General features: G+C 25.4%; 17 protein-coding genes. 14 read left to right on the top strand and 3 right to left on the bottom strand.

Annotated elements, in window-relative coordinates; genetic code table 11:
• The first annotated feature begins 18 nt into the window (after positions 1-18).
• The 13 genes from rpsF (at position 19) to mtaB (ending at position 13,500) form a co-directional block, all read left to right on the top strand.
• Positions 19-354 (top strand): 30S ribosomal protein S6, encoded by a 336-nt coding sequence (gene rpsF / locus H0H38_RS01370; RefSeq protein WP_185872535.1) that lies wholly within the window; start codon positions 19-21, stop codon positions 352-354.
• Positions 355-1,211: 857 nt separating this feature from the next.
• On the top strand, positions 1,212-1,514 hold the full coding sequence (gene rpsR / locus H0H38_RS01365; protein ID WP_185873008.1) for a 30S ribosomal protein S18: 303 nt from the start codon (positions 1,212-1,214) through the stop codon (positions 1,512-1,514).
• 5 nt (positions 1,515-1,519) lie between these two features.
• Entirely contained in the window at positions 1,520-1,969 is a 450-nt protein-coding gene (gene rplI / locus H0H38_RS01360; RefSeq protein WP_185872534.1) for a 50S ribosomal protein L9, read from the top strand.
• An 849-nt stretch (positions 1,970-2,818) separates the two neighbouring features.
• The gene (locus H0H38_RS01355) at positions 2,819-3,661 is read left to right on the top strand and encodes a prephenate dehydratase (protein WP_185872971.1); all 843 of its coding nucleotides are present in this window, start codon (positions 2,819-2,821) and stop codon (positions 3,659-3,661) included.
• Positions 3,661-4,818 carry a pyridoxal phosphate-dependent aminotransferase gene (locus H0H38_RS01350; RefSeq protein ID WP_185872970.1) on the top strand — a complete coding sequence of 386 codons (1,158 nt, stop codon included), beginning with the start codon at positions 3,661-3,663 and terminating at the stop codon, positions 4,816-4,818. Before H0H38_RS01355 ends, H0H38_RS01350 begins: the two co-directional genes overlap by 1 nt.
• Positions 4,815-5,669, top strand: coding sequence for a prephenate dehydrogenase (locus H0H38_RS01345; protein WP_238785431.1), 855 nt, complete (start codon positions 4,815-4,817; stop codon positions 5,667-5,669). Before H0H38_RS01350 ends, H0H38_RS01345 begins: the two co-directional genes overlap by 4 nt.
• Before the next feature lie 9 nt (positions 5,670-5,678).
• Positions 5,679-6,764 carry a chorismate mutase gene (locus H0H38_RS01340; protein ID WP_185872969.1) on the top strand — a complete coding sequence of 362 codons (1,086 nt, stop codon included), beginning with the start codon at positions 5,679-5,681 and terminating at the stop codon, positions 6,762-6,764.
• Positions 6,765-6,773: 9 nt separating this feature from the next.
• On the top strand, positions 6,774-8,015 hold the full coding sequence (gene metK / locus H0H38_RS01335; RefSeq protein WP_185872968.1) for a methionine adenosyltransferase: 1,242 nt from the start codon (positions 6,774-6,776) through the stop codon (positions 8,013-8,015).
• 36 nt (positions 8,016-8,051) lie between these two features.
• Positions 8,052-8,852, top strand: a complete 801-nt coding sequence (locus H0H38_RS01330; protein WP_185872967.1) for an enoyl-ACP reductase FabI — start codon at positions 8,052-8,054, stop codon at positions 8,850-8,852.
• A 14-nt stretch (positions 8,853-8,866) separates the two neighbouring features.
• Positions 8,867-9,520, top strand: coding sequence for a ribulose-phosphate 3-epimerase (rpe, locus tag H0H38_RS01325; RefSeq protein ID WP_185872966.1), 654 nt, complete (start codon positions 8,867-8,869; stop codon positions 9,518-9,520).
• Positions 9,521-9,549: 29 nt separating this feature from the next.
• Complete coding sequence (gene dnaG / locus H0H38_RS01320; protein WP_185872965.1) at positions 9,550-11,433, top strand: DNA primase; 1,884 nt, start codon at positions 9,550-9,552, stop codon at positions 11,431-11,433.
• Between the two features lie 60 nt (positions 11,434-11,493).
• Entirely contained in the window at positions 11,494-12,126 is a 633-nt protein-coding gene (locus H0H38_RS01315) for a peroxiredoxin (RefSeq protein ID WP_185872964.1), read from the top strand.
• Positions 12,127-12,174: 48 nt separating this feature from the next.
• Positions 12,175-13,500: a tRNA (N(6)-L-threonylcarbamoyladenosine(37)-C(2))-methylthiotransferase MtaB gene (mtaB, locus tag H0H38_RS01310; protein WP_185872963.1), complete on the top strand. Its 1,326-nt coding sequence runs from the start codon at positions 12,175-12,177 to the stop codon at positions 13,498-13,500.
• On the opposite strand, the gene lipB is transcribed toward mtaB, so the two are convergent.
• On the bottom strand, positions 13,484-14,212 hold the full coding sequence (gene lipB, locus H0H38_RS01305; protein ID WP_185872962.1) for a lipoyl(octanoyl) transferase LipB: 729 nt from the start codon (positions 14,210-14,212) through the stop codon (positions 13,484-13,486). The genes mtaB and lipB overlap by 17 nt on opposite strands.
• Positions 14,213-14,289: 77 nt before the next feature.
• Between lipB and lysS the strand changes: the two genes are divergently transcribed.
• Positions 14,290-15,834: a lysine--tRNA ligase gene (gene lysS / locus H0H38_RS01300; protein ID WP_185872961.1), complete on the top strand. Its 1,545-nt coding sequence runs from the start codon at positions 14,290-14,292 to the stop codon at positions 15,832-15,834.
• Between the two features lie 19 nt (positions 15,835-15,853).
• Here lysS and H0H38_RS01295 read toward each other — a convergent pair whose 3' ends face one another.
• Both H0H38_RS01295 and rsmG read right to left on the bottom strand, forming a co-directional pair.
• Entirely contained in the window at positions 15,854-16,813 is a 960-nt protein-coding gene (locus H0H38_RS01295) for an amidohydrolase family protein (RefSeq protein WP_185872960.1), read from the bottom strand.
• Positions 16,803-17,450, bottom strand: coding sequence for a 16S rRNA (guanine(527)-N(7))-methyltransferase RsmG (rsmG, locus tag H0H38_RS01290; RefSeq protein WP_185873006.1), 648 nt, complete (start codon positions 17,448-17,450; stop codon positions 16,803-16,805). Before rsmG ends, H0H38_RS01295 begins: the two co-directional genes overlap by 11 nt.
• Positions 17,451-17,477 lie beyond the last annotated feature (27 nt).

Below are 17,477 nucleotides of genomic sequence, written 5' to 3'. Positions count from 1 at the left end.
TTTTAAATGTATAATTAAATGCTTACACATTATGAAAGTGTTATAATCATTACCCCTATTCTTTCTGAGGAACAAGCAAAACAAACGGTAAAAGAATACGAGGATTATATGATACAAAAAGATGGACAGATAGTTTATCAGGAACATTGGGGCTTGAAACAATTAGCTTATTCAATTAAAAAAAAACAAAGTGGTTGTTATCATTTATTTGAATTTTTGTTTTATGCTAATTTAATTTCTAGTTTAGAATTGAAATTAAGACAAGATGAACGTATTTTACGTTTTATTACTGTTAAACTAAATAAATATGGTATTGAATATGCAAAAACAAGAAGAAATAAAATTAAAAAGTGATGATTGTAGATAAAGATACAAAACAAAAAGAACAAATAAATAAAAATGGTAATGTAGAAGAACAAGAAGTGAAAAAAGTAGCAAGTGGTAATGTAGAACAAGAAGTGAAAAAAGTAGCAAGTGGTAATGTAGAACAAGAAGTGAAAAAAGTAGCAAGTGGTAATGTAGAACAAGAAGTGAAAAAAGTAGCAAGTGGTAATGTAGAACAAGAAGTGAAAAAAGTAGCAAGTGGTAATGTAGAACAAGAAGTGAAAAAAGTAGCAAGTGGTAATGTAGAACAAGAAGTGAAAAAAGTAGCAAGTGGTAATGTAGAAAAAGAAGTAAAAAAAGTAGCAAGTGGTAATGTAGAACAAGAAGTAAAAAAAGTAGAAAGTGATAATGTAGAAAAAGAAGTAAAAAAAGTAGCAAGTGGTAATGTAGAACAAGAAGTAAAAAAAGTAGAAAGTGATAATGTAGAAAAAGAAGTAAAAAAAGTAGCAAGTGGTAATGTAGAAAAAGAAGTAAAAAAAGTAGCAAGTGGTAATGTAGAACAAGAAGTAAAAAAAGTAGCAAGTGGTAATGTAGAAAAAGAAGTAAAAAAAGTAGCAAGTGGTAATGTAGAACAAGAAGTAAAAAAAGTAGCAAGTGGTAATGTAGAACAAGAAGTAAAAAAAGTAGCAAGTGGTAATGTAGAAGAACAAGAAGTGAAAAAAGTAGCAAGTGGTAATGTAGAACAAGAAGTAAAAAAAGTAGCAAGTGGTAATGTAGAAAAAGAAGTGAAAAAAGTAGCAAGTGGTAATGTAGAAAAAGAAGTAAAAAAAGTAGAAAGTGATAATGTAGAAAAAGAAGTGAAAAAAGTAGCAAGTGGTAATCTAGAAATAGATTATGTTTCATCTTCATCTTCATCTTCATCAGGAACAGAAAGCAATTTCAGATATTTATCTCCCTTAAAGATAGAAACAAAAAAAGAAAAAAAATTTTGCTTTTTTGAACAAAACAATATTAAATATATAGATTATAAAGATCCTTCATTTCTAATAAAATTTTTAAATGCACAAGGCAAAATTCTACCTCGTAGAATTACGGGAACTTTGCAAAAAAATCAAAAAAAATTAAATTCTTCTATTAAAAAATGTAGACAAATTGGTTTATTACCTTTCGTTACAGATGATTTAAAATAATTAATATGAAAATTATTCTAACAAAAGATGTAGAAAATTTAGGTTTTAAATATGATGAATTAGAAGTTAAACCAGGTTATGCTAGAAATTATTTAATACCAAAAGGTTATGCAATTTTATCTTTTCCTGGAATGGTTAAAGATATTAATGAAATTATGAAACATCGTTCTAAAAAAGAACAATCTATAATTGAAAAATCTAAAGAAATAGACAATAAATTAAAAGGATTAACATTACAGGTAAAAGCTAAAATAGGAAAAGGGGGAAAATTATTTGGATCAGTTAGTAATAAAGATTTAATGGAAGTTTTAAACAAAAAAGGAATTTCTATCGAAAGAAAACTAATACGAATTCCTGGAAATAAAATTATAAAAACAATTGGCAAACAACATGCTATTATTCGTTTGCATAAAGAAATAGAAATTTCTTTTAATTTTGAAGTAGTTTCGTATTAAATAAAAATATTTTTCTATAAAAAATAGACGATAATAATGGTTATTGTCCAATATAATAATATTTTTTTGCAAAAAATTGCCATTTACAAATGATATATACCATACCATTTGTTTTTCATTTCAGTATATTCAGTATCTATTGATAAAATAATTTGACTTTAAATATGCAGTTTATTTGTTTTATTGATCCCAACAATAATAACTAACAGCTGGGCCGATTATAAATATTGTATTATGTAGTTAATAACTACATTGTTTCAATTTTATATTTGAATAAAACCTTACAATCAATATTACTATTTTTTACAGATAAAGTCACTATAATTTTATTCATATGTTATAAGCGCTATATAAAAACAAATATTACAGATAAAAAAATTAGTATTTGATTATTCAATATTTTATGTGCAGATATGCATATATAAGATCACACATAACTTATGTAGGTCCTGTTTTGTTAAAAACAGTATATTAGATAAAAAAAATATAACTCAATAAAAATCATAACTATTTATCAATCAATGGGTAGGATGGGGCCAATTACGTATTTTGTGGCGTATATATCGTAAATGAACTGAATTGCCATTTTTTACCTTAAACAGGTATTGGATAATTTATTGATTGTTTGAATAATAATGCTGGAATGTAAATATATAATTTGGAATAATTCATTTTTTTACATTTGGTATGATTTATGATGATAACTAATCTTTAGTTCGTATATAAAATTTTTGATTGCATTGCATCAAATAAAATTATTTTTTATATTTAAATATTATTTTCATATTATGGATAAAGTAGGAGTATAGTGAGTAGTAGTAGGAGTAAAGTAAATGGATATATTTTTTCATGAAAAAAATAGCTATACAAGGTGTTAAGGGATGTTTTCATCATGCAGCTGTTTCAAAATATTTTAAAGGATGTAGTTATACATTAATGGAATGTTCTTCTTTTAGAGAATTGGCTTTTTCTGTTTTTAGATCAAATGTTGATATTGGTGTGATGGCTATAGAAAATACTATTGCTGGTACTATTTTGACTAATTATAGTCTATTATATGAATATAATTTAAGAATAGTTGGAGAAGTTTATATGCCAATTAAACATCATTTAATGGCTTATCCTGGACAAACAATAGAGGACATTAAAAAAATTTATTCTCATCCAATGGCATTATTGCAATGTGAACTATTCATAGAGGAACATCCAGATATACAAATATCTAAATATTCTGATACAGCTTCAGCAGCAAAATATATTTCTAATTTTAAAAAAAAAGGATTAGCAGCTATTGCATCTGAAGATGCAGCTATAGAATATGGATTGGAAATTATATCTAGCAATATCCAAACTATTAATAAAAATTTTACTAGATTTTTCATAATAAAAAATTTTTTAAAAAAACAAAATGAGGAAGATAATTTTAATAAAGCTTCATTAATATTTAAAATATTGCATACGACAGGTAGTCTTGCTAAGATATTGAGTTTAATATCTAATTTAGGAATTAATATGACTAAAATACAATCTATTCCAATAATACAAAGACCATGGGAATATTCTTTTTATGTGGATATTATTTTCAATAACATAAAAGATTATAAATTGATGAAAAATAAGATTAAAAAGGTCCCATGTATTCATCAATTTTATATTATGGGAGAATATAAACAAGGAATAATTAGATTATAATGATTTTAGTAGCAAAAAGAATGCATAATATCTCGGAATACTTTTTTTCAGAGAAAATGAAAGAAATTTATAATCTTAATAAAAAAGGAATAAATGTTATTAATTTGGGGATTGGAAATCCTGATTTACTTCCTCCAAATGAAGTAATACAAAAAATGAAAAATGCTTCAGAATTATATTATGCAAATACTTATCAAAGTTATATTGGAATAGAAAAATTAAGACAAACTATTTCTGTTTGGTATAAAAATAATTATCAAGTTGATTTAGATCCAAATAAAGAAATTTTACCTTTAATGGGATCTAAAGAAGGAATTATGCATATTAGTATGGCTTATCTGGAAAAAGGAAATAAAGTATTGATTCCAAATCCTGGATATCCTGTTTATTCGTCGATTTCTAAACTTGTTGGATCAGAAATTATATATTATCATCTTCATGAAAAAGAAAACTGGATTCCAAATATAAAAAATATGGAAAAACAAGATTTGACTAATGTTAAAATAATGTGGATTAATTATCCTCATATGCCTACAGGTACTATTGCAACTTTTGATCAGTTAACAGAAATAGTACGTTTTGCAAAAAGAAATAATATTTTATTAGTGCATGATAATCCTTATAGTTTTATATTAAATAATCAACCTCCTTTAAGCATTTTTAATATTCCAGAATCTAAAGATATATCTTTAGAATTAAATTCTTTAAGTAAAAGTTACAATATGGCAGGATGGCGTATTGGTATGTTAATTGGTAATCAAGAATTTTTGAACAATATTTTAAAAGTAAAAAGTCAAATGGATTCTGGAATGTATTATCCAATTCAAATTGGGGCTATTGAAGCAATGAATCAACATAATTCTTGGTTTGATAAATTGAATATAGAATATTCTAAAAGAAAAAAAATAATATGGAAAATATGTGATCGTTTATCTTTAAAATATAGAAAAGAAAGTTCCGGAATATTTGTTTGGGCAAAAATAAAAAATGGAGAGTATAATGATATAAAGTGGTCGGAAAATATTTTACAAAAATATCACATTTTTATTACTCCTGGTAGTTTGTTTGGTAATAATGGAAAAGGTTATGTCAGATTATCTATGTGTAGTTCTATTCCAACTTTAAAAATGGCAAAAAATAGAATTTCTTCATCATGATGATCATTGGAATTATAGGATTAGGATTAATTGGAGGATCTATCAGTTTAAAACTAAAAGAATCCAATTTTGGAAATCGATTTATAGGTACAGATGAAAATGAAAAAAATGCTATGAATGCTATAAAATTAGGAATTATAGATGAGGTTCTTCCAATAGATGAGCTTATTATGCAGTCATCAGTTATTATTTTGTCTATTCCGGTAGATGGAATAGAAAAACTTCTTCCAAATATTTTAACTAATATTAAAAGTGATACTGTTATTTTAGATACTGGATCTACAAAATTTAATATTTGTAATAGTGTTTTTTTTCACCCAAAAAGAAGTCGTTTCGTTGCTACACATCCTATTGCTGGAATTGAAACTTCTGGACCTATCTCAGCAAATTCTAGTATATTTAATAAAAAAAATTGTGTGTTATGTGATTCTGAACATAGCGATCCAGATGCAATATCCATAACAGAAAAAATATACTCAATCATGAAAATGCGCATCATTTATTTAACCTCCAAAGAACACGATTTTTATATTTCTTATGGATCTCATTTGCCTCATGTAGTTTCCTTTTCTTTAGCCAATTCTATTTTTGATAAAAAAGATAAAAAGAAAATGTTTGATATGATGGGTAGTGGTTGGGAATCCACTACACGTTTGGCAAAAAGTAAATCTGAAACGTGGGTCCCTATTTTTCTTTCTAATAGAGAAAATTTAATTAAATCTATAGAAGTTTATATGAATTATTTAAAAAAATTTCAAATTCTTTTGAAAAAGAATAAATTGAATTGTATTGATCAGTATATAAAAACAGCAAATGATATGATCAAAAAATCAAAAATATATATAAATTAATGTTTTGTGATGGAAAAAAATATTATTAATAATAAAATAGATAGGTCTTGGATTGATAAATTTAATCAACCTATTACGATTTCTGGTCCTTGTAGTGCAGAAAGTGAAGCCCAAGTTTTAGAAACTGCTAAAAGGTTAGATAAAAAATACATAAATATATTTAGGGCAGGTATATGGAAACCCAGAACAAAACCAAATAATTTTGAAGGAATAGGAGAAAAAGGGTTGCATTGGCTCAAAAAAGTAAAACAGGAAACAGGATACATGGTAGCAACAGAAGTTGCTAATGAACAACATGTACAACTAGCACTATCCTTTGATATAGATGTCCTTTGGATAGGAGCAAGGAGTACTTCCAGTCCATTTATTATTCAAGAAATAGCGGATTCTATAGAAGGAAATAAAAAAATAATCATTTTAGTAAAAAATCCTATTCATCCTGATTTAGAATTATGGATAGGTGCTATAGAACGTTTATTTGCAAAAGGAATTAGAAAATTAGGAGTCATACATCGTGGATTTTATACCTATAAAAATTCAAGATTACGTAATCAACCTAATTGGAATCTATTGTTAAAATTTAGGGAAATGTTTTCTAGAATTCCTTTAATTTGTGATCCTTCTCATATTTGTGGAAATAAAAATGGAATTTATGATATAGCAAAAATTGCTTATCATGTATTTAAATATGATGGTTTTATGATTGAAAGTCATTGTGATCCATTGCATGCATGGAGTGATGTTAAACAACAAATGACACCAGAAGAAGTTACAGATTTGTTGAAAAATTTAAAAGATGATATAAAAAATAAAATACAGGATGATGATCAGGCAAGTTTGAATTCATTGAGAATTTTAATTGATGAAATAGATGACAATATGATTTATCTTTTATCAGAAAGAATGAAAATATCTAAACAATTAGGAATTTTGAAAAAAACAAAATATTTATCTTTTGTTCAGCCAGATAGATGGAAATATATATTGAATAGATCTTTGAAATTAGGAAGACAACTAGGAATTTCGGAAAGGCTTATAGAAAATTTTTTCAAACTTTTACATGAAGAATCTATAAATATTCAAAAAAATATGTAATATAATTTTATGTCTTATTTATTTACTAGCGAATCTGTTTCAGAAGGACATCCTGATAAAATATCTGATCAAATATCAGATGCTATATTAGATCATTTTTTGGCATATGATTCAGAATCTAGAGTTGCTATAGAAACATTAGTGACCACAGGTCAAATTATATTAGCTGGAGAAGTAAATTCTAAAATTTTGGTAAATTTTTCAAAAATAGCTCGTGATCTTCTGAGAAAAATAGGATATACTAAAAATGAATATAAATTTAATGCAGATTCTTGTGGAATTATATCTTCTATTCAAGAACAATCTTTAGATTTATATAAAGATAAAAAAAAATATCAAGGAGCTGGAGATCAAGGAATAGTATTTGGATATGCTATCAAAGAAACAGAGAATTATATGCCGTTATCATTAGAAATGGCTAATCATTTGTTAAGGGAACTTCAGGCAATAAGATATGAAGGAGAAAAAATGACTTATTTACGTCCAGATGCTAAATCACAAGTAACTTTAGAATATTCTAATAAACATGTACCTATTCATATTCATGCTATTGTGATATCCACTCAACATGATGAATTTGATACAGAAGAAAAAATGCATCAAAAAATCGTAAAAGATATTAGAAATATTTTAATACCAAGGGTACAAAAACTGTTTTCAAAAAAAATAAAAAGACTATTTACAAACAAAACAAAGTATTATATAAACCCTATAGGAAGATTTGTGATAGGTGGGCCTCATGGAGATACTGGATTGACAGGTAGAAAAATTATAGTAGATACGTATGGTGGAAGAGGTTCTCACGGAGGTGGTGCCTTTTCTGGAAAAGATCCATCTAAAATAGATAGATCTGGATCTTATGCGGCTCGTCATATTGCTAAAAATCTTGTTGCTGCAGGAATTGCAGATGAATTATTGATTCAGATTTCTTATTCTATTGGAATATCAGATCCTATAGGAATCTTTGTTAATACTTATGGAACTTCTAAACAAAAAATTAATGACGAAGAAATAGTTTCAAAACTACGGAAAAATTTTGATTTTAACCCTTATGCTATAATAGATAGATTAAAGTTGAGTAATCCCATTTATGAAGAAACATCGACATATGGACATATGGGAAAAATTCCAATAAAAACTAAAAAATCTTTTGTTGATCTAATGGGAAATAAAAAGGAAAAAGAAGTAGAACTTTTTACATGGGAAAAATTAGATTATGTTTCTTGCATAAAAGAAATTTTTCATTTTTAGTTAAAAAATTAATTGAAATTTGAATTTAAACAAATTATGTCTTATAATTTATTGAAGGATAAAAAAGGAATAATTTTCGGAGCTTTAGACGAATCTTCAATTGCATGGAAAGTCGCAGAAAAGGCATATGAAGAAAAAGCTACTTTTATTCTAACAAATACACCAGCAGCATTAAGAATGGGAAATATTAAAGAATTATCTAAAAAAACAGAGTCTATTATTATTCCAGCAGATGCTACTTCTATGCATGATTTAGACATTTTATTTGATAAAAGCTTAGATTTTTTTGGAGGAAAAATAGATTTTATTTTGCATTCTATAGCTATGTCTATTAATATTAGAAAGAAAATATCTTATCCTACTATTAATTATGATTTTTTGAAAAAAGGATGGGATATATCCGCAGTATCTTACCACAAGATTATGAAAACTGCTTGGCAAAAAAATGCTATGAATCAATGGGGATCTATAGTTGCTATCACTTACGTTGCATCTCAACGATGTTTTCCGAATTATGTTGATATGTCTGATTATAAATCTTATTTAGAAAGTATTACACGAAATTTTGGTTATTATTGGGGTATTAAAAATAAAGTTAGAGTTAATACAGTATCACAATCTCCTAGTATTACTAGGTCTGCAAATGCTATCAAAGGATTAAAACAAGTTTTTGTTTTTTCGGAAAAATTATCCCCATTAGGAAATGCTTCTGCAAAAGATTGTGCAGATTATATTATTACACTTTTTTCTGATTTAACTAGGAAAGTTACTATGCAAAATTTATATCATGATGGAGGGTTTTCGAAAATTGGAATTGTTGATACTATTATATCATAATAATTTATTTAAATATGAAAAAAATTATAGCTCCTTCTTTATTATCTGCTGATTTAGCGTTTCTATATAGAGATATAGAAATGTTAAATAACAGTGATGCAGATTGGTTTCATATTGATATTATGGATTCTTCTTTTGTTTCTAATATTTCGTTTGGTGGATTATTTCTTCAATATGTAAAAAAATATGCATCCAAACCCATAGACGTACATTTAATGATTTTTCAACCTGAACGATATATCAAACAGTTTAAACAATGTGGAGCAGATCATATCCATATTCATTATGAAGCATGTCTTCATTTAAATAGAACGATTTGTTCTATTAAAGAAAATGGCATGAAGGTTGGTGTGGCATTGAATCCACATACTCCTATCATTCTTTTAAAAGACCTAATAAAATATATAGATTTTGTTTTATTAATGAGTGTCAATCCTGGTTTTAGTGGCCAAAAATTTATTATACAAACCTATAAAAAATTAAAAGAGGCTAAAGATTTAATATCAAAAGAACAATCTTCTGCTTTAATAGAAATAGATGGTGGAATTAATTTAGATAATTATTCAGTATTATTTAAACATGGAGCTGATATTTTAGTATCAGGAAGTAGTATTTTTTCTGCTTCTAATCCGACAACAATTATTAAAAAAATGAAATCTGTATATTAATTATAATATTAATAAGTACATTTCTATTTATGATTTCTAGAGAAATTATAGAAAAAATATTTTCTGTTTCTTGTATAGAAGAAGTAATTGGAGATTTTGTGAATTTAAAAAAAAGTGGAATGAATTATAGAGGACTTAGTCCATTTTCTAATGAAAAGACACCATCTTTAGTTGTTTCTCCAATAAAAAAAATATGGAAAGATTTTAGTTCTGGAAAAGGTGGAAATGTAATCACGTTTCTGATGGAACACGAACATTTTACTTATTTAGAATCTTTGCATTATTTAGCAAACAGATATAATATACAAATACCTACTAAATGTAGTCTTAATACAATAAAAAAAAATAACAAATATGAAAAATTATATTTAATCCAAAAAGATGCTACTTATTTTTTTATTCGTCAATTATATTATTCTAAAGAAGGCAAAGAAAATGGATTGAGATATCTTATGCAAAAGAGAGGGTTGAATATGACAACAATTTCAAAATTTGGATTAGGATATGCACCCACTTCTGTTGATAAATTTACTAAAATTTATTTGGAAAAGGGATATCATATAAATGATTTAAAACAATCTGGGTTTACTCGATATAAAAATCAAAATCATTTTGATTGTTTTCGTAATCGTGTTATGTTTCCGATTTATAATTTATATGGCAAAGTAGTAGGTTTTGGAGGTAGAATACTCAATAATATTTATAATACCAAATATATTAATTCGTCTGAAAGTGAGATTTTTCAAAAAAGTAAAATTCTATATGGATTATTTCAAGCTAAGAGAAGTATTTTAAAAGAAGGATTTTGTTATTTAGTAGAAGGATACATTGATGTTCTTTCATTACATCAATTTGGAATAACAAATGTTGTTTCTTCTTCGGGAACATCTCTTACTATTGATCAAATATTGTTAATCAAAAAATTTGCAAAAACAATTATTCTATTTTATGACGGTGACCGTTCTGGAATTAAAGCTGCATTGAGGGTAATCACTATGATTCTTGAGCAAGAAATGAATTTACGTATATTATTGCTTCCTAACGGCGAAGATCCAGATTCTATGGTAAAACGATATTCTTATTCTCAATTGTTACATTTTATATATAACAATAATTATAGTTTTATTTCATACAAAAAAAAAATTTTTGAAAAATTTTATCAAGGTGATACAGTTAAAAAATCGTTTTTAGTTTTAAATATTTTGAATATAATTTCAAAAATTTCTCATTCTATTCAAAAAGAATTTTATCTTCAAGAAACTTCTCAGCTATTTGACATAAAAAAAGAAATTCTTGATTCTGAATTAGAAAAAATAATAAATAAACAAAAAATCAAAAAAAATAAAATAAAAAAAGATATAGATCTAATAACTAGAATAACAAATGATAATAGAATTGCCAATTTTTATAATATTGAAAAAAAATTGATACAATTAATTTTAAATTATGGAGATAAAATAATAAAAAAAGGAGAAAATAATCATATTACACTGTTAAAAGTAATACAAGATAGTTTGTTATCTTATAAAGATTATTTACTTATAGATTTTGATTCTCGTAAACAATTATTTTATCAAATTGTGTTAAAAAAACGATCTATAGATCAATTGAAAAAATTAGATATAATTAAAAAATTTAATGCAACAAATCAACATAAATCTTATTTTTTATCAAAATGGAATCAAAAAGGAATTGAAGTTCCTTCCAAAGAAGAACAATTTAGTCAGTATTTTATGGATATTTTATTATTATATAAGTCTCAGTGTATTTCTAAATTAATTAAAAAAGAAATTACAAATTTTAAAAACAATATAGAAAAGGATAATCACTATATAATTATAAAAAAAATCATGCATTTAACATATTTAAAAAATAAGATTCATAAAAAACTTCATAGATATGTGATTGGATAATGAGTTTTTGATTCTTATAAAGAATTTTGGTAAATTAGTAGTATAAAATATTGATAAATAATGAATAACTTAATTGGAAAAAAAGCTCCTAATTTTTCAGCATCTGCAGTCTTGAATGGTAAAAATATTGTACAAAATTTTACTTTAGAACAGTTTCACGGAAAAAAATATGTCATTATTTTATTTTATCCAAAGGATTTTACTTTTGTTTGCCCTACAGAATTATATGTATTTCAAGATAATTTGAAAATTTTTAAATCTAAAAATGTACAACTTATTGCTATTTCTACGGATTCAGAACAAGCTCATTGGAGTTGGTTGCAAATTCCAAAAGAAAAAGGGGGTATATGTGGAATTACATATCCTTTAGTATCTGATATTAATAAAATTATATCTTACAATTATGGAGTGTTATCTGGTGAATGGATTTACAATAAAGAGTGTTTTTTTGTTAAAAATCAGGGAGAGTTGATAGCTTATAGAGGGTTGTTTATAATAGATATAAAAGGAATTATTAGACATCTTCTAATTAATGATTTTCCTTTAGGAAGAAATGTTAATGAAGCGATTAGAATTGTAGATGCAATTCAATCTTATGAACAAAACGGAGAAGTGTGTCCTGCTAATTGGAAAAAAGGAGAAAAAACTATGAAAGCTAATTATAGTGGACTTTTGGATTATTTATCTGAATAATGAGAAAAAATTCAATCAAAGTAAAGTATAGAGTATAGAAAGTATAGTATGAGTAAAATAAAAATTGCATTTTATACTATTGGTTGTAAACTGAATTATGCAGAAACCTCTACTATATCCAGAAAATTTTCTAATTTAATTTATGAACAAGTTGGTTTTAAAGAGTTTGCAGATATTTATATTATTAATAGTTGTTCTGTAACAAAAAATGCTGAAAATGAATTTCATTATATTATTCGGACCTTAATGCATAAAAATGAAAAAGCTTTTGTTATTGCAATAGGATGTTATGCAGAACTTAATCCAAAACAAATTTCTTATATAAAAGGAGTAGATCTTGTTTTAGGTTATGAAGAAAAATGTAATATCACAAATTATATATCTTTTCCATTATTAAAAAGATATCCTGATCCTGCTACAATAATATCTAGAAAAACGTATCCTTTTTTTTCTTCTTATTCTATTGGAGAACGAACTCGTTCTTTTTTAAAAATTCAAGATGGTTGTGATTACCGATGTAGTTATTGCATTATTCCTATAACCAGAGGCCCATCTAGATCTGATAGTTTGGAAAATATATTAAATAAAATTAAAGAGATTTTCAATAAAGGCGTTAAAGAAATTGTATTAACTGGAGTGAATATAGGAGATTATGGAAAGAAAATATATGGAAACTATAATCGACGGTCCTATACTTTTTTTGATTTAATACAGGCAATAGATGAAATAAAAGAAGAAGGTAGAATACGTTTATCATCCATTGAGCCTAATTTATTGAAAACAGAATGTATTGAATTTTTATCTAAAAGTAATCATTTTGTTCCTCATTTTCATATTCCTTTGCAATCTGGAAGTAACTATATTTTAGGAAAAATGCAAAGACGTTATAACATAGAACTTTATAAAGACAAAATTAAATATATATTACATTGTGCTCCTGATGCTTATATAGGTTCTGATGTTATTGTAGGGTTCCCAGGAGAAACACATCAACATTTTTTGGAAACATATTGGTTTTTAGAAAAGTTAAATATTTCTTCTTTGCATGTATTTTCTTATTCTAACAGACCAAAAACAAAATCTATCAATTTTAATCATGATTTATCTAAAAAAATAAAAATTCAAAGAAATAAAATATTAAGAAATTTATCAAAAAAAAAATATATTTCTTTTTGTGAAAGACAGATTAATAAGAAAAAAGTTGTATTAGTTGAAAACAATCGTTTAAAACGAAAATATTTATATGGATATACAGAAAACTATATTAGAACGAAAATACTTTTCAATCCAATATTTCAAAATACTTTTCAAAAAGTAATTTTAATGAAACTTGATCCAAAAGATGGAATGATGATAGCTAAATCAATTGCATGAAATTTGATTGTGATAATAAAATAACTTTAAAAATTTTTTGAAAAGATTGTTTTACTATATTTTTTGCTTCAGAAAAAGAAATATGTTCTTGTTTTAATTCTTCTTTTAAAGAAGTCATTTTTTTATTTTTAATTCCGCAGGGAATAATATGATCAAAATATCGCAGGTTTGTATTTATATTAATGGCAATACCATGCATAGTCACCCAACGGCTCATTCTAATTCCTATTGAACATATCTTTTTAATTTCTCCATTATTTTCATTTAATAACCAAACTCCAGTTTTACCTTGTAATCTTTGTCCTTTGATTCCATAATATTTTAAAAAATGAATAATCATTATTTCCAAAAAACGTAAATATTTATGAATATCTGTAAAAAAATAATCCATATCCAAAATTGGATATATAACTAATTGTCCAGGGCCATGATAAGTAATGTCTCCTCCTCTATCTGTTTCATAAATAGGAACTTCTATTTTTTTTAAAAAATCGTAAGAGACTAATAAATTTTTATGATTTCCATTTTTTCCTATAGTATATACATGAGGATGCTCTACAAACAATAAATATCCAACTGAATTGGAATCATATAACTTTTTTTTTAATTTTTTTTGTTTAAGTATTTTATTGAATAAAGTTTTTTGATATTGCCAAGTTTCTTGATATTCTTTTTTTCCTAAATCCTCGAAAAATAGGATTTTATTTATCATAGTTTTTGATTATTGAAATTTTTCTTTAAAAAAATAAAAAAACAAATGTATTTTCGTCTTACAAATATATTCATATAATGTCTAATTTTGACAATTGTTCAGAACAGCAAGTTATACGCAGAAAAAAATTATTTAAACTCAAATCATTAGGAATAGATCCTTATCCTTCGAAAGAATATAAAATATCTCATTTAATTGGAACTATACATTTTATAGAAAAAAAAAAAATTCGTATAGCTGGACGTTTAATACGTTTACGCATTTTAGGAAAAGCGTCGTTTGGAGAAATTCAAGATCATACAGGACGTATACAAAGTTATTTTAAAAATTTTTCTTATTCATATTCATCAAGAAAAGACAAAGAACAACCAAATTTTTACAATATTTTTTTTAAACAAAGACTTATAGATATAGGAGATATTATTGGAGTAGAAGGTTTTTTATTTAAAACTAAAATGAATGAAATCACAATTTATGTCAAACAATTAACTCTTCTTTCTAAATCTTTGCGTCCTTTACCACAAGTAAAAGTAGATAACAAAAATAAAAAAATATATGATGCTTTTTCAAATATAGAACAACGGTATAGAATGCGTTATGTTGATCTTATTGTGAACGATCATGTCAAAAATATTTTTTTAATAAGAACACTAATTTTTAAAGAAATTAGAAAGTTTTTAGACAAAAAAGGTTATTTAGAAGTCGAAACACCTATATTACAATCTATTCCTGGAGGTGCTATTGCACGTCCTTTTAAAACCTATCATAATACGCTTGGAATTCCTTTGTATTTAAGAATTGCTAACGAACTGTATTTAAAAAGATTAATTATTGGAGGATTTCATGGAGTATATGAATTTTCTAAAAATTTTAGAAATGAAGGGATGGATCGTATGCATAATCCAGAATTTACGGTATTAGAACTGTATGTAGCGTATAAAGATTATTATTGGATGATGAATTTTACAGAAGAATTAATGAAATATATTTATGAAAAAATTTTAGAAACTAATGAAATATATAATTTTAAAAAAGATTTTGTAAAATTACAATCATCATTTCCTAGAATACCAATTATAGAATCTATTCAACAACATACTGGATTTAATATTCAAAATATGAATACAAATGAGTTAATAGAAGTTTGTAAACAATTGAATATAGAGGTCAAACAAGAAATGAGTAAAGCAAAATTAATTGAAAATATTTTTGCAGAAAAATGTGAAACAAATTATAAAGATCCAACTTTTATTACTGATTATCCTATTGAAATGAGTCCTTTATCAAAAACACATCGCAATAATAAAAATTTATCAGAACGTTTTGAACTTATTATTAATGGAAAAGAAATTGCTAATGCATATTCAGAACTTAATGATCCTATTGATCAATTAAATCGATTTAGAGAACAAATTCAATTATCACTATCAGTATCAGACAAAGAAAAAGAAGATGAATCAATGTTTCTTGATCAAGATTTTATACGTTCTTTAGAATTTGGAATGCCACCAACTTCAGGAATTGGAATTGGAATAGATAGATTGGTTATGTTAATGACAAAACAAAATTCTATTCAAGAAGTCTTATTATTTCCTCAAATGCGTCCAGAAACTAAAAAATAATATTAATTAATAATCAATTTTATTTTATTCCTAAAACTTTTAATCCATTTTCTGTAGCTATTTTAACTAAATTATCGATATCATAATAATGACAAGCTTCTAACATAACACGCAATTCAAGCCATAAATTTCCATCAGAAAATGGTTTATATATATCACAAATATTATCTGTTCCAAAAGCAACAACAATCCCTTTAGGAATCATTTCATCGACAGGAGTTATAGAATTATGACTTGGAGTTAATCGTTCACTTCTTTTGTGATCAATCCACGCAATAGGACAAGATATGACCATTAAATCTGCTTTTTTAATTAATTTATATGTTTTATCACGATATATTTTATCGTGTGCAGCTAAAGAAATACTATGAATTGCTGCTACTTTTCCTTGCATTCCATATTCAATGGTTTTTTTTGCAAGTTGTTCAGTTTCTCTCTCATCATTAATGTTAAATTGATCTACATGCACATGCACATATTTTTTATGATTTTTAGCCGTTACCAATACAACATCTAAATGCTCTTCTTCTTTACCATGATCTTTAGATGGTAATCCACCCATAATATCGACAAATTCTATGGACTTATCAAACCAATATTTTGCTGTTTTATCCAATACACCTTTAAGCACTTGATTGGCAAAACGAAGATGAATAGAAGCTCCATAATTGTTTCTCAATTTTTCAGCAGCTTTTAATGCTCTATCTTCTATAATTTCATCTACATCAATAAATGTACACAGAGCTTGTGTCCCTTGTATTAAAAAATATTCTAATGCTTTTTCCATACGCATATAAATATCGTCTATTGTAGCTAAACGTTTCATGTCATCTACTAAATACCATTTTTGTTTTATAGAATAATATACATATTTAAAATTTTGTTTTGTAATAGTATAAGCTCTATCCAAATGAGCATGTGCATTTACCCATCCTCCTTTTTGTTTGACTTTTGTAATAAAAATTTGTTTAGGATTCATGTGTTTTTTTAGTATTTCTATTTGATATCCAAATTATTTTTTTAGTAAAAAAAAATTTTTCTTTAAAAAAATTAATTAAAGGATATTCTATTGCATGAGGATAATTTTTTAATTCATCGGTCAAATCACCTCCTTTAAAATAAAATGATCCATTTTGTATGTTATAATTTGATTTAAATCTGAATTTATTTTTTGTCCAATTTTGTATTTTATCTATTTTAGCTACTGCTCTGCTAACAACAAAATCTATTTTTATATCTTCTAATTGTTCTGCACGAATACACATAGTATGTACATTATCCAAATGTAAATTGGAAATAATTTTATTGACAATACAAATTTTTTTGTAGATAGAATCAACTAATATAAATTTGGTATTAGGAAAAAAAATTGATAATGGAATTCCTGGAAATCCCCCACCTGTTCCTAAATCCATTACAATAGATCCAGGATAAAAATAGAAAATTTTTGCGATTCCCAAACAAAATAAAACATGTTGTTTATAAAAATGATTGAAGGTTTTTCTAGATATAAGATTTACATAAGTATTCCAATATGCATACAATATTTTCAAAGAAGAAAATTTTTTTATTTGAAATTCCAAGAGATTAGGAAAATATTTTTTAATTAATTCTATGTTATCCATATCCATCAGAAAAAAAAT

The organism is Blattabacterium cuenoti, from assembly GCF_014252355.1.
Taxonomy (GTDB): Bacteria; Bacteroidota; Bacteroidia; order Flavobacteriales; family Blattabacteriaceae; genus Blattabacterium; species Blattabacterium cuenoti_AD.
This window is presented reverse-complemented; position numbering and strand designations above follow the sequence as displayed.